Genomic DNA, 13658 nt, shown 5'->3' with positions numbered 1-13658 from the left:
CTATAGTAATAGGAGGTGGATACTTATATCAAAAAAAATCCTACAAATTTCCTGCAACATCTATTCTCTTTAAAAAACAGTATTTAATTATAGCAGATTTTCTCATGAAAAAATCAGCAAATTTGTGATAATTTTTATCTTCAGTCCTTTTTTCGACAAAATGTTGAATTCCTATTTATTTATCTCAAAAAAAGTGTTAATATAATTTCGATTAGTAGGAATGATATCAGATATCAGATGTCTGATGTCTTAGGAAAAAGGCTGGAGGAAACAGCATGTCATCAATTAAGTCAGATAACCGGCACTTATATTTACAAGTGATCGAACGGTTAAAGCAAGATATTGAAAATGGGGTTTATAAAGAAAAAGAAAAATTACCTTCTGAATTCGATCTTGCCAAACAGCTTGGTGTAAGCAGGGCAACTCTTCGGGAAGCACTACGTATTCTAGAAGAAGAAAACGTTATCATAAGGCGTCACGGTGTTGGCACCTTTGTAAACGCAAAGCCGATGTTTACTTCGGGGATTGAACAACTTAATAGTGTCACAAACATGATTAAACAAGCTGGGATGAAACCAGGTACAATTTTCTTAAGTTCATCAACTCAAGGTCCTACCGAAGAGGATATTCGTCGTTTTTCATGTTCTACTAGTGAAGAGATTTTTGTGATGGAAAGGGTAAGAACCGCAAATGGAGAACCAGTCGTCTACTGTATCGACAAGGTCCCAGAACGCATTTTGCCAGAGACATTTTCCCATGAGGAAGAATCTATTTTTCAGATTTTAGATGAAGAGGCAAATCGCAAAATTACATACGCGGTTGCCCAAATCGAGCCCTTGGGCTATCATGAAAAAATTTCCCCAATTCTAGAATGTGATCCTGAAACAGCATTGTTAGTTTTGAAACAAATGCATTTCGATGAAATGGATGAACCTGTCCTATATTCGGTAAACTATTTTAAAGCGGACAAATTTAGTTTTCATGTTTTAAGGAAAAGAATTTAATTATTTTTAGTCCTTTTTGAAAACGCAATCAGTTCTGGCTTAAAGTTTCTACTATATCAAACATAATTCATAGGGGGTACAATACCTTGAAAAAGCGTAAAATTGGAATGGCGCTATCACTAGTTCTTGCTGCTGGAACACTTTTAGGTGCTTGTGGAAAAAGTAATGATAACAAAGGTACCGAAACACCAAAAGGCGGAGACAAAGAAAAAGCTTTCTCTGTTGCAATGGTTACTGACGTCGGTGGTGTTGATGACAAATCATTTAACCAATCTGCATGGGAAGGTCTTCAAGCTTTCGGTAAAGAAAATGATATGAAAAAAGGTAAAGGCGGCTTTGATTACCTTCAATCAAAATCTGATGCAGATTACTCAACAAACTTAAATAAACTATCTCGTGAAAAATTTGACCTAGTATTCGGAATTGGTTTCTTAATGCAAGCTTCCGTTGAAGAAATTGCGAAACAACAAAAAGATACAAACTTCGCGATTGTCGATGCTGAAGTAAAACAACCAAATGTTGCCAGCATCCTATTTAAAGAGCAAGAAGCAGCTTTCCTTGCAGGTGTAGCAGCTGCCCTACAAACAAAAACTGACCATGTAGGATTTATCGGCGGAATGGAAATCCCTGTTATCGAGCGTTTCGAATCTGGTTTCGTTGCGGGTGTTAAGGCTGCAAAGCCTGAAGTAAAAGTTGACGTTCAATATTCAGGTGCATTTGACAAAGCTGAATTAGGTCAATCGATTTCTTCTAAAATGTATTCATCTGGCGCAGACGTTATCTTCCATGCAGCTGGTGGTACAGGTAATGGTCTCTTCAAAGAAGCAAAGGACCGTAAAGCAAAAGACCCTAGCAAAGATATTTGGGCTATCGGTGTAGACCGCGACCAAAACGATATGGGTCCTGAGGTAGTTCTTACATCAGCTATGAAAGGTGTAAGCGTTGCAGTACAAGACCTTTCTAAAAAAGCAAAAGATGGTAATTTCCCTGGTGGAGAAATTGCATTATATGGATTAGCAGAAGATGGTGTATCATTAGCACCAATTAACAGCAAAGCTTCTAATAAAGCTGCAATTGATGCAGCGGTTAAAGAGTGGACTGAAAAAATTAAATCCGGTGCTGTAAAAGTTCCAGGTACTCATGAAGAGTTAAGTAAATTTAGTGCAAAATAAATTTTATTGAGGAATAAGCGGGATTTAATACCTGCCCGCTTATTCCTCCTTAATGAAAATCTTAATTGAAGCGTAGAATTACTATTCTACTTTTCACTTAGGATTTTATAGGGGAGGAAATCCCCATTTTTTTAAAACTTCGAAAGGTCTGACCTCTTACTACTATTGGTCAAAATTTCCTTTTACCTATATCACAGGGAGTGAGATAAGATGGATTATGTAATTGAGATGCTCAACATTCGTAAAGAGTTTGGCGGCTTTGTAGCGAATGATAACATTACCCTTCAATTAAAAAAGGGAGAAATTCATGCTTTGCTCGGTGAAAACGGAGCTGGTAAATCGACTTTGATGAATGTTCTTTTTGGCTTGTATCAGCCTGAGCAGGGTGAAATTCGTGTTAAAGGGCAGCCAGTAAACATTACTAACCCTAATATTGCGAATGATTTAGGGATTGGAATGGTACATCAGCATTTTATGCTAGTCGATACCTTTACTGTTACAGAAAATATCATTTTAGGTCGAGAAATAACTTCCGGCGGTCGAATTGATATTAAAAAGGCGGAAAAAGAGGTTCGTGACATTTCCGAGCGCTATGGCCTATCTGTTGACCCGCAAGCAAAAATTTCAGAAATCACTGTTGGGATGCAGCAAAGGGTGGAAATTTTAAAAACCCTTTACCGCGGTGCTGAAATTCTTATTTTTGATGAACCGACTGCTGTGTTAACACCTCAGGAAATTAAAGAACTTATTCAAATTATGAAAACGCTTATTAAAGAAGGAAAGTCTATTATTCTTATTACTCATAAGTTAAAAGAAATTATGGAAGTTGCTGACCGTTGTACGGTAATTCGAAAGGGTAAGGGGATTGGGACCGTAAATGTAAGTGAAACCAATCCGAATGAACTTGCAAGTTTAATGGTCGGTCGTGAAGTTGTATTTAAAACTGAAAAGAAAGAGGCACATCCAAAACAAGATGTCCTTGAAGTCAATGATTTGGTTGTTAAAGATGCTCGTGGTGTTACCATTGTTAATGGGCTTAATCTTTCAGTAAAAGCTGGAGAAATTGTCGGAATTGCTGGTATTGATGGTAACGGACAATCAGAATTTATTGAAGCCATTACTGGGTTACGTAAATCTGAAAGCGGTAGCGTAAAATTAAATGGAAAAGAATTAATTAATCATACTCCAAGAAAGATTACTGAATCAGGTGTAGGTCATATTCCTCAGGATCGCCATAAACATGGTTTAGTACTTAATTATCCACTCGGCGAGAATATTGTTTTACAAAACTATTATAAGAAACCCTATTCTAAAAATGGTGTTTTAAACTTTAAAGAAATATATAAACAAGCAAAGAAAATAATTAGTGAGTTTGATGTTCGGACACCAAGTGAATACACATTAGCACGTGCACTTTCAGGGGGGAATCAGCAAAAAGCAATTATTGGACGAGAAGTTGACCGTAATCCAGATTTACTAATTGCTGCCCAGCCTACACGTGGTCTGGACGTTGGAGCAATTGAATTTATTCATAAGCGTTTGATTGAACAACGGGATAATGGTAAGGCAGTTTTACTCGTTTCGTTTGAGTTAGATGAAATTATGAATGTCAGCGACAGGATTGCGGTTATTTACGAGGGGAAAATCGTAGCTGTAGTAAATCCGAAAGAAACAACTGAGCAGGAGCTTGGATTGCTGATGGCTGGGTCGAATAGAAAGGAAGCGGGTGAAGGAACTCATGTCTAAACGCTTAAAGGGTTTATTAACTCCAGTTATTGCCGTATTATTAGGTATTTTGGTTGGAACAATTATTATGTTAGCGAGTGGGTATGACCCTGTTGCTGCTTTTTCAGCATTGTGGAATGGGGTATTTGGAGATATTTATTCATTTGGAGAAGCAGTTAGGCAGATTACTCCCTATATTTTAGCGGGTTTGGCCGTAGCATTTGCTTTCCGTGTAGGCTTATTTAATATCGGAGTTGAAGGACAATTTATCGTTGGCTGGCTTGCAGCGGTATGGGTAGGGGTTGCCTTTGATCTTCCCCGTGCTATTCACTTACCATTAGCAATTCTTGCTGCCATGATTGCTGGGGCTCTTTGGGCATTTATTCCAGGTCTTTTAAAAGCACGTTTTCGTGTCCACGAAGTTATTGTGACGATCATGATGAACTATGTGGCTCTCCACGTTACTAACTATATTATTAGAAACGTTATAGCATCAAAAAGTGGTGATAAAACAGATATGATTCACGAGTCAGCCTCATTACGCTCAGAGTGGTTACAAAGTTTAACAGATTACTCACGGCTTCACTGGGGTATAGTAATTGCTATTATTTGTTGTTTTATAATGTGGTTCTTGCTTGAAAGAACAACTAGGGGATTTGAATTACGGGCTGTTGGTTTTAACCAGCATGCTGCCCACTACGCAGGAATGAGTGTTAATAAAAACATTATTCTTTCTATGTTGATTTCTGGGGCATTTGCAGGTCTTGCAGGATCTATGGAAGGATTAGGCACATTTGGATATGCTGCTGTTAAGGGTGGATTTACAGGGGTTGGATTTGATGGAATTGCAGTTGCCTTATTGGGAGGCAATACAGCATTAGGTGTATTTTTATCAGCTATACTTTTCGGTGTATTAAAGGTTGGTGCCTTAAACATGCCGCTTGAAGCAGGAGTACCTAACGAACTAGTTGATATTATTATTGCGTTAATTGTTTTCTTCGTAGCCTCAAGTTATATGATTAGAGCGTTACTTGATCGATTAAGCAAGAAGGAGGTGAAGTAAGTTGAGCTTAATGGATATCTTAATGATAGTCGTTCCATCCACGTTGTTATGGGCTGCTCCACTTGTCTTCACTGCATTAGGCGGAATTTTCTCGGAACGATCTGGTGTAGTTAATATTGGACTTGAAGGTTTAATGGTTATTGGTGCATTCTCCGCAATAGTTTTTAACATTACCTTTGTCGATACATTTGGAAGCTTAACACCTTGGATTTCCATTTTGGTTGCAATGGTTGCAGGTGCTATTTTTTCCCTTCTACACGCAGTTGCTGCGATTACATTCCGTGCTGACCATACAGTTTCGGGTGTGGCGATTAACTTACTTGCAACAGGGATAACTTTATTCCTTGTTAAGCTTATCTATGGTAAAGGTGAAACAGGCATTATCAGTGAAGGTATTAGTAAAGTAGATATACCAATTTTAAAAGACATTCCTGTTATTGGACCAATATTTTTCCAAAATACGTATTGGACATCATTTTTAGCTATTATCGTTGCGATCATCGTATGGTATGTAGTTTTCAAAACACCATTTGGTCTACGTCTTCGTTCAGTTGGAGAGCATCCAATGGCAGCTGATACAATGGGAATTAACGTTACAAAAATGCGCTATCTTGGGGTTATCCTTTCTGGAGCACTTGGTGGTATTGGCGGCGCCGTATACGCACAATCCATTGCTAATAACTTCAGCCATTCAACGATTAGTGGTCAAGGTTTCATGGCGCTTGCTGCAATGATTTTTGGTAAATGGCATCCATTAGGTGCCTTAGGTGCAGCGATCTTCTTCGGTTTCGCTCAAAGTATAAGTATCATTGGTTCAAGTTTACCTTTCTTAAAGGAAATTCCAAGTGTCTACTTGTTAATAGCTCCTTATGTGCTAACGATCTTGGCATTAACGGGATTCATTGGCCGTGCCGATGCACCAAAATCAATTGGTACACACTATATCAAAGGAAATCGTTAATTAATAAAGAATGGAACCCACGGTTTTTAACTGTGGGTTTTTATTAATATTTCAGCACAATATTAGGTGTATTTGCTTGTATTGAACAAGCTTGTCAAATTATAGTAAGAAGTATAGGTTTTATCCAAAAGGAAAAGATATAAAGAAAAATGTTTACATATGTTTAAATAAAACCATAAGGAGGAATGCAAATGGACGCTACTACAGAAAAAATAACAGAAATGCATGGTTACAACCTTCATGTCATTGAAACAGAAAAATATAAAACAAATACATTGGTTTGGAGGATGAAAGCTCCATTAACAAAAGAGGATGTAACGAAAAGGGCACTTCTTCCCCATGTATTACAAAGCAGTTCTGGAAAATATTCTACAACAACGGCATTACGGTCTTATTTAGATGAATTATATGGTGCGACTCTTTTTGTAGATCTGGCAAAAAAAGGTGAATACCATATTATGAGCTTTTCTTTAGAAATTGCAAATGAAAAATTTTTAAGCGATCCTAATCCGTTATTAAAAAAAGGCTTTGAATTGCTGTCAGAAGTTTTGATCAATCCTAAAATTTCAGGGAATGCCTTTGACCGAGAAACAGTGGATAAAGAAAAACGCACACTTAAGTCACGGATTCAATCAGTTTTTGATGATAAAATGCGTTATTCTAATGTACGCCTTTTAGAGGAAATGTGTAAAGGAGAGCCATATGCTCTGCAGGTAAATGGTGATGCGGCAGATGTTGATGCCATAACAGCGGAAAATTTATACGAGTATTTTAAAAGGGCTTTTTTAGAGGATGAGATGGATCTCTATGTCATTGGTGATGTGAAAGTGGATGAGGTCAAAAATTTGGCGGCGGAGCTTCTTAACTTTGAAAGCCGTACACGGAATAAGGTAAAGTCAGATAAAATCAATAAAAGAGCAGAAGTAAATGAAGTAAAAGAAGAGCAAGATGTAAAACAAGGGAAATTAAATATTGGATATCGTACCAATATCGTTTATGGCGATGCTGATTATTTTGCTTTGCAGGTTTTTAATGGTATTTTTGGCGGATTTTCACATTCCAAACTATTTATTAACGTTCGAGAGAAAGCCAGTCTTGCCTATTATGCAGCGAGCCGCCTAGAAAGTCATAAAGGGTTAATGATGGTTATGTCAGGGATTGACTTAAAGAACTATGATCAGGCTGTTGGAATTATCCATGAGCAAATGGATGCAATGAAAAAAGGTGATTTCACAGACCAAGAGTTAGAACAAACAAAGGCTGTAATAAAAAATCAAATTATGGAAACCATTGACACAGCAAGAGGATTAACCGATATTCTCTATCACAATGTGGTGGCACATACCGATATTAAACTTGATTCATGGATATCTGAAATGCAAAACATAACAAAAGAAGAAATTGTTGCGGTTGCGAACAAGATTGAACTTGATACCATTTATTTCTTAACTGGGACGGAGGCGGGCAATTAATGGAGAAAATTACTTTTGACCAGCTTCAGGAAGAGCTTTTTCATGAAAAGATGGCAAATGGCTTAGATGTCTTTATTTTGCCAAAGAAAGGTTTTAATAAAACATTTGCCACGTTTACAACAAAGTATGGGTCAATAGATAATACATTTGTTCCACTGGGTAAAGATGAGTATGTCAAGGTTCCTGACGGGATTGCCCATTTTTTAGAGCATAAGCTGTTTGAAAAAGAAGATGGCGATGTCTTTCAGCAATTTAGCCGTCAAGGTGCATCCGCAAATGCCTTTACGTCCTTTACTCGCACAGCTTATTTATTTTCAAGTACATCCGATGTCGAAAAAAACCTTGAAACACTAGTTGATTTTGTTCAGGATCCTTATTTTTCCGAGAAAACTGTCGAAAAGGAAAAAGGAATTATCGGCCAAGAAATAACGATGTATGATGATAATCCAGATTGGCGTTTATATTTTGGATTAATCCAAAACCTATATCAAAATCATCCGGTTAAAATTGATATTGCTGGCACAATTGAGTCTATCTCCCATATCACAAAAGATTTGCTTTATGAGTGTTACAATACCTTTTATCACCCGAGTAACATGCTCTTGTTTATTGTGGGCCCGGTTAATCCTGAAAAGATTATGACACAAGTTAGAGACAACCAGGCAAAAAAAGATTATAAGGATATGCCTGAAATCAAACGTCAATTTGAAACGGAGCCTGCTCAAGCTGCCGAAAAGAAGCAGGTCCTTGAAATGAATGTGCAAACCTCTAAAATACTCGTTGGCATTAAAGCGCTGCATGTCGATCAAACCGGTGAAGCGTTACTGAAAAATGAGTTAACGATGAACGTATTGCTTGATTTGTTGTTTGGAAAAAGCTCCGAAAACTACAATCAGCTTTACAGTGAAGGTCTTATCGATGAAACCTTCTCATATGACTACACGCAGGAACAAGGTTTTGGTTTCGCAATGGTCGGAGGAGACACAGGAGAACCAGATAAATTATCTGACATGCTTGAAAATATGCTTCTCGAAGCAAAGAAGGGGAGCATATGTAGTGAACAGCAATTAGAAAGAGCGAAAAAGAAGAAAATTGGTGCCTTTTTACGTGCAATAAATTCTCCGGAATATATTGCTAATCAATTTACTCGTTATGCATTTAATGAAATGAATTTATTCGATGTTGTGCCAACGCTAGAAAAAATAACATTAAATGATGTTAAAACATTAGCCGCAGAAGTGATCTCAGAGGAACGCTTTTCTGTATGTCAGGTAGTTCCAAAGAAAAAATAGGCTAAGAAGCGTCGTTTAACCGGCGCTTCTTTTCTGTTTAATGTTTTTTAAAAGAGAGAGTGATATTAATGAAAAAATACGCACTTATAACGGGAGCAAGCGGTGGAATCGGACAAGCGGTAGCGTATAATTTGGCGGAAAAAGGATACTCCTTGTATTTACATTACAATAAAAATAAACAATCTATTTTGGGGTTAATGGAAAAGCTGCAGCCATTTGGCGGGGAGTATATTCCTGTCCATGCTGATTTGGCAGTGGCAAACGGATACAAAACAATATCCTCGCAAATCTTTTCATTAGATGCCATTATTCATTGCGGTGGAAACAGTCAATATGGGCTTTTGTTGGATTTGGAACACGAAGATGCTGTGGCATTAATGAATGTACATGTAATAAATCCGTTAATGTTAACAAAAGAACTGCTGCCTAAATTTTTAAGTAAAGGGTCAGGCAATATTATTGTGATTACTTCAATTTGGGGACAAACAGGCGCAGCTTGTGAAGTGGCTTATTCAACGGCCAAAGGTGCTCAAATTGCATTTGTAAAGGCTCTAAGTAAAGAGGTAGCTTTAAACGGTATTCGAGTCAATGCGATCGCCCCAGGTGCAATAGCAACACCGATGATGGAAGGGTTTACGCCAGAAGAGGTGGAACAGATTTCTTTTGAGATACCCATGGGAAGGCTTGGTCTGCCCGAAGAAATTGCGGGAAGCGTAGCATTCTTGCTTTCGGAGGAATCTTCCTATATTACTGGCCAGGTACTTGCGATAAATGGAGGCTGGTACACTTAAAACTTCACCAATTAATCATGAATAGTTTGAGTCGCTCCTTCGCAAAATAATCATGTACTATTCTAAAGGAGGTAATAATGTGTCTGTTTTTGAAAACTGGAAACAGTGGGAAGACTTTTTAGCAGATCGTCTTCACCATGCACAAAGTGAAGGTATGAGTGAGGGCGCGATTGGAAACCTTGCTTTTCAAATTGGTGATTATTTAGCAAACCAAGTAGAGCCGAAAAACGAGCAACAAAGAATTCTTTCAGACCTTTGGTCAGTTGCTGACAAACAAGAACAACAGGCAATTGCAAATATTATGGTAAAACTGATTTCGAATAATGGAAGCCGCTAGAAGAGAAGGGACCTTTTGGTCTCCTCTCTTTTTTCATTCCTGATCACTTTTTGATACCCTCAAACAGAAATGAAAGATAAATAAGTTATTCTCTTTGTTTTTCCTTTCATCTTCAATCAAAATCATTTATTATAAGGGTTAGATGAAAAGACGTGAAAAAATTGTCGAAACTTCTTATGGGGGTTTTTTATCATGAAAAAAGAATGGTATTTAGAATATGAAATTCAGAAAAACCGCCCTGGTCTTTTGGGTGACATTTCATCCCTTTTAGGAATGCTTGCTATTAATATTGTAACCATTAATGGTGTTGATGAAGGCAGACGGGGTTTGCTTATTTTAGCAAAAGATGACGACCAAATTAAACGACTTGAGTCAATTTTACATACTATGGACACAATAAAACTAATCAAACTTAGAGAGCCGAAGCTGCGTGATAGACTTGCTGTTAGACATGGGCGCTATATTCAAAGGGACGCAGATGATAAAAAAACTTTCCGCTTTGTGAGGGATGAGCTTGGATTATTAGTTGATTTTATGGCAGAATTATTTAAGCAAGAGGGACACAAGCTAATCGGTATTCGCGGCATGCCGCGAGTCGGAAAAACAGAGTCACTCGTGGCGGCAAGTGTTTGTGCGAATAAACGCTGGTTATTTGTCTCATCCACTCTTTTAAAACAAACGATTCGCAATCAATTGATTGAAGACGAGTATAACGAAAATAATCTGTTTATTCTTGATGGGATCGTTTCAACAAGACGAGCCAACGAGCGTCACTGGCAGCTTGTCCGCGAAATCATGCGTCTGCCGTCTGTTAAGGTAATAGAGCATCCAGATATCTTCGTACAAAACTCTGAGTATACTCTCGACGATTTTGATTATATTATTGAACTTAGGAATGATACGGACGAAGAGATTACATACGACGTCGTTGACCAGCATAATATGTTTTCTGGGTCAGATTTTGGAGATTTTGATTTTTAATAAATTGGAAGGTGTTACAGTTGACTGAATTAGGGAATCGACTAAAAGAAGCCCGATTAGCCCAAGGATTAAGCTTAGATGATTTACAAACCATGACAAAAATTCAAAAGCGGTATTTAGTGGGAATTGAGGAAGGTAATTATTCCAGCATGCCTGGCAATTTTTATGTCCGTGCCTTTATTAAGCAATATGCAGAGGCATTGAATCTCAATCCAGATGAAATTTTTGAAACTTATAAGACTGAAATACCTGCGTCTTATAATGATGAATTGCCGCAGCAATTATCACGAGTGAAAACACACAAACCAATTACTGGAGAGAATTCTAAAATATTCAATGTTCTCCCAAAAATAATAATTGCTGTGTTTGTGATTGGCATTGCCAGTCTTATATATTATTTTGTATCCACTTATGCTGGAAGTGACACAAATGAATCAGTAAGCAAGGGTAACGAGCAGGTGAAAATTGAGAAATCGAAAAGCTTGGAAAAGGTAAAAGCGGATGAAATAGAAAAAAAGAAAGACAGCAATAAAGAGAAGGAAGCTGCCAAACCTGAAGAGGAAAAAACACCTGTTGAAGAAACACCAAAGCAGGAACTTACAGTAGTCCAAAGCAGTGGTACTAATTCCACGTATGATCTGAAAAATGCAGATAAATTTGTCGTGAAATTGGTTTCTAAAGGACAAACCTGGGTTAGCATTAAAAATGGGAACGGGAAGACCTTCTACCAAGGGACACTGAAAACCGGAGATACCGAGAGCCAAATAGTAGATTTATCAGCAGAAAGTACGGCTGTCATTAGAGTTGGGAACGCGGCAGATACTGAAATTTATGTAAATGACCAAATGCTCGAGTATGCCATACCAGCGACAGCGAATGTTCAGAACATCACGATACAATATGTTCTGAAGAATGAATAGTCATCTGTTGATGGCTATTTTTCACTTTTAATTAATACCTGGAGGGAAATTATGAATATTCCAAATCGAATCACCGTATCAAGAATATTATTAATACCAATATTCTTGATTATTATGTTAGCTCCTTTTGATTGGGGAAACATGCATCTTCTTGGGGCTGACCTGCCTGTAACTCATTTTGTCGGGGCACTTATTTTCATTTTAGCTTCTACAACCGATTGGATTGATGGTCATTATGCACGTAAGTATAACCTTGTGACCAATATGGGGAAATTTCTTGATCCGCTCGCTGACAAATTACTTGTCTCGGCTGCTCTTATTGTCCTCGTTGAAATAAATGATATTTATGCACCTTCTTGGATTGTCATCATCATTATTAGCAGAGAATTTGCAGTAACAGGTCTCCGTCTTTTACTCGCGGGGGAAGGTGAGGTTGTCGCCGCAAATATGCTAGGAAAAATTAAGACTTGGACACAAATCATCGCGATTTCATCCTTATTATTACATAATATTATTTTTGCTATGATTCCGTTTCGCTTTGATGTTGTAGCTCTATGGGTAGCCTTAATTTTTACCATTTGGTCGGGATGGGATTATTTTGCTAAAAATATTCATGTGTTAAAAAAGTCAAAATAAGTTAAACTGTGGTTTGCATAAGGGGTGAATTGAGGATGAATGCTGAGATTATTGCCGTTGGTTCAGAATTATTACTGGGTCAAATTGTTAACACAAATGCGCGCTTCTTATCACAGGAATTAGCCGGGCTCGGTATTAATGTTTATTTTCATACAGTCGTTGGCGATAATCCTGATCGGTTAAAAGCAGCGATTGAAATTGCAGAAAAACGTGCAAAAATGATTATCTTTACTGGTGGACTAGGGCCGACAAAGGATGATTTGACGAAGGAAACAATCGCCCGTCACATTGGAAAAGAACTTGTTATGAATCAAACAGCATTAGAATCAATTGAGCTTTTTTTTAAACGGACAAACCGTGTGATGACGGATAATAATCGAAAGCAGGCACTTGTATTAGAAGGTTCGCACATCCTCCCAAATGATCATGGGATGGCCCCTGGAATGGTTGTGGAAACCGACAGCCATATTTATATGCTTTTACCTGGGCCGCCAAAGGAAATGGAACCAATGTTTCTCAAATATGGGTGTCAAGCACTATCTTCAAAAAACGAGTCGAACGAGAAAATTGTCTCGAGAGTGTTACGATTCTTTGGCATTGGGGAAGCCGCTTTGGAAACCGAAATTATTGATTTAATTGATGCTCAGAGTAATCCCACGATTGCTCCACTCGCAGGTGATGGAGAGGTTACCTTAAGGTTGACGGCCAAACATGTGGACGAAGCGATTGCACAATCTATGCTTGATGGCGTAGAAAATACTATAAATCAGCGTGTTGGAAATTTTCTATATGGATATGACAACACATCATTATTGGAAGAGCTGACGAAAGCTTTAAGGAATAGAAAACTTACGATTACAGCTGCTGAGAGTTTGACTGGCGGGTTGTTTCAACAGGAGTTAACATCTATTTCAGGTGCAAGTTCCGTGTTTAAAGGCGGGGTTGTATGCTATTCTAATGAAGTAAAGCAGCAAGTATTACAAGTTAAACAAGAAACACTTGAAAAATATGGTGCCGTGAGTGAACAATGTGCAAAAGAGCTGGCTGAAAATGCTGCCAGGCTGGTAAAAAGCGATATTGGGATAAGCTTCACAGGTGTAGCCGGGCCCGATGAGCTTGAAGGCAAGCCAGTTGGTACGGTTTATATTGGAATAGCGATCAATGGAAGACCAACGGTAGTCGAAAAAATTACCCTTGGTGGAACGAGGGAAGCAAACCGGAACCGAGCGGTAAAATTTGGCTGTTATTTTATACTTCGTAATTTAAAAGAATCACAGAATACTAATTAGTGTTCTGTGATTCTT

At 37.9% G+C, this 13658-nt stretch carries 13 protein-coding genes; all 13 read left to right on the top strand.

Features of this window, described 5'->3' with window-relative positions; genetic code table 11:
- Nucleotides 1–275: 275 nt before the first annotated feature.
- The 13 genes from V7150_RS24785 (at nucleotide 276) to V7150_RS24725 (ending at nucleotide 13643) form a co-directional block, all read left to right on the top strand.
- The gene (locus V7150_RS24785; RefSeq protein ID WP_335523574.1) at nucleotides 276–1004 is read left to right on the top strand and encodes a GntR family transcriptional regulator; all 729 of its coding nucleotides are present in this window, start codon (nucleotides 276–278) and stop codon (nucleotides 1002–1004) included.
- Nucleotides 1005–1090: 86 nt separating this feature from the next.
- On the top strand, nucleotides 1091–2176 hold the full coding sequence (locus V7150_RS24780) for a BMP family lipoprotein (protein WP_335523572.1): 1086 nt from the start codon (nucleotides 1091–1093) through the stop codon (nucleotides 2174–2176).
- 210 nt (nucleotides 2177–2386) lie between these two features.
- On the top strand, nucleotides 2387–3922 hold the full coding sequence (locus tag V7150_RS24775) for an ABC transporter ATP-binding protein (protein WP_335523569.1): 1536 nt from the start codon (nucleotides 2387–2389) through the stop codon (nucleotides 3920–3922).
- A complete protein-coding gene (locus V7150_RS24770; protein ID WP_335523566.1) occupies nucleotides 3915–4964 on the top strand; it encodes an ABC transporter permease in 1050 nt (349 codons plus the stop codon). Before V7150_RS24775 ends, V7150_RS24770 begins: the two co-directional genes overlap by 8 nt.
- 1 nt (nucleotide 4965) lies before the next feature.
- On the top strand, nucleotides 4966–5925 hold the full coding sequence (locus V7150_RS24765) for an ABC transporter permease (RefSeq protein WP_335523564.1): 960 nt from the start codon (nucleotides 4966–4968) through the stop codon (nucleotides 5923–5925).
- A gap of 191 nt (nucleotides 5926–6116) precedes the next feature.
- Nucleotides 6117–7397 (top strand): EF-P 5-aminopentanol modification-associated protein YfmF, encoded by a 1281-nt coding sequence (gene yfmF, locus V7150_RS24760; RefSeq protein ID WP_335523562.1) that lies wholly within the window; start codon nucleotides 6117–6119, stop codon nucleotides 7395–7397.
- A complete protein-coding gene (yfmH, locus tag V7150_RS24755; RefSeq protein ID WP_335523560.1) occupies nucleotides 7397–8689 on the top strand; it encodes an EF-P 5-aminopentanol modification-associated protein YfmH in 1293 nt (430 codons plus the stop codon). Before yfmF ends, yfmH begins: the two co-directional genes overlap by 1 nt.
- A 68-nt stretch (nucleotides 8690–8757) precedes the next feature.
- Complete coding sequence (gene ymfI, locus V7150_RS24750; protein ID WP_335523559.1) at nucleotides 8758–9480, top strand: elongation factor P 5-aminopentanone reductase; 723 nt, start codon at nucleotides 8758–8760, stop codon at nucleotides 9478–9480.
- 79 nt (nucleotides 9481–9559) lie between these two features.
- Complete coding sequence (locus V7150_RS24745; protein ID WP_283922672.1) at nucleotides 9560–9817, top strand: DUF3243 domain-containing protein; 258 nt, start codon at nucleotides 9560–9562, stop codon at nucleotides 9815–9817.
- A 189-nt stretch (nucleotides 9818–10006) separates the two neighbouring features.
- On the top strand, nucleotides 10007–10798 hold the full coding sequence (locus V7150_RS24740; RefSeq protein ID WP_335523575.1) for a YmfK family protein: 792 nt from the start codon (nucleotides 10007–10009) through the stop codon (nucleotides 10796–10798).
- A 20-nt stretch (nucleotides 10799–10818) separates the two neighbouring features.
- Nucleotides 10819–11718 (top strand): helix-turn-helix domain-containing protein, encoded by a 900-nt coding sequence (locus tag V7150_RS24735; protein WP_420490330.1) that lies wholly within the window; start codon nucleotides 10819–10821, stop codon nucleotides 11716–11718.
- 51 nt (nucleotides 11719–11769) lie between these two features.
- Nucleotides 11770–12354 (top strand): CDP-diacylglycerol--glycerol-3-phosphate 3-phosphatidyltransferase, encoded by a 585-nt coding sequence (gene pgsA, locus V7150_RS24730; RefSeq protein ID WP_335523554.1) that lies wholly within the window; start codon nucleotides 11770–11772, stop codon nucleotides 12352–12354.
- A 35-nt stretch (nucleotides 12355–12389) separates the two neighbouring features.
- Entirely contained in the window at nucleotides 12390–13643 is a 1254-nt protein-coding gene (locus V7150_RS24725; RefSeq protein WP_335523553.1) for a competence/damage-inducible protein A, read from the top strand.
- Nucleotides 13644–13658 lie beyond the last annotated feature (15 nt).

This window comes from Neobacillus drentensis (genome assembly GCF_036965245.1).
GTDB classification, from domain to species: Bacteria; Bacillota; Bacilli; order Bacillales; family Cytobacillaceae; genus Neobacillus; species Neobacillus drentensis_G.
The sequence above is the reverse complement of the archived record's forward strand: the minus strand, read 5'-3'. Positions and strand labels throughout refer to the sequence as shown.

Excerpts from the sequence above, each read along its gene's own strand:
- V7150_RS24785 (WP_335523574.1), top strand. The coding sequence starts at position 276 with ATGTCATCAATTAAGTCAGATAACCGGCACTTATATTTACAAGTGATC.
- V7150_RS24775 (WP_335523569.1), top strand. The coding sequence starts at position 2,387 with ATGGATTATGTAATTGAGATGCTCAACATTCGTAAAGAGTTTGGCGGC.
- V7150_RS24770 (WP_335523566.1), top strand. The coding sequence starts at position 3,915 with ATGTCTAAACGCTTAAAGGGTTTATTAACTCCAGTTATTGCCGTATTA.
- yfmF (WP_335523562.1), top strand. The coding sequence starts at position 6,117 with ATGGACGCTACTACAGAAAAAATAACAGAAATGCATGGTTACAACCTT.
- yfmH (WP_335523560.1), top strand. The coding sequence starts at position 7,397 with ATGGAGAAAATTACTTTTGACCAGCTTCAGGAAGAGCTTTTTCATGAA.
- ymfI (WP_335523559.1), top strand. The coding sequence starts at position 8,758 with ATGAAAAAATACGCACTTATAACGGGAGCAAGCGGTGGAATCGGACAA.
- pgsA (WP_335523554.1), top strand. The coding sequence starts at position 11,770 with ATGAATATTCCAAATCGAATCACCGTATCAAGAATATTATTAATACCA.
- V7150_RS24725 (WP_335523553.1), top strand. The coding sequence starts at position 12,390 with ATGAATGCTGAGATTATTGCCGTTGGTTCAGAATTATTACTGGGTCAA.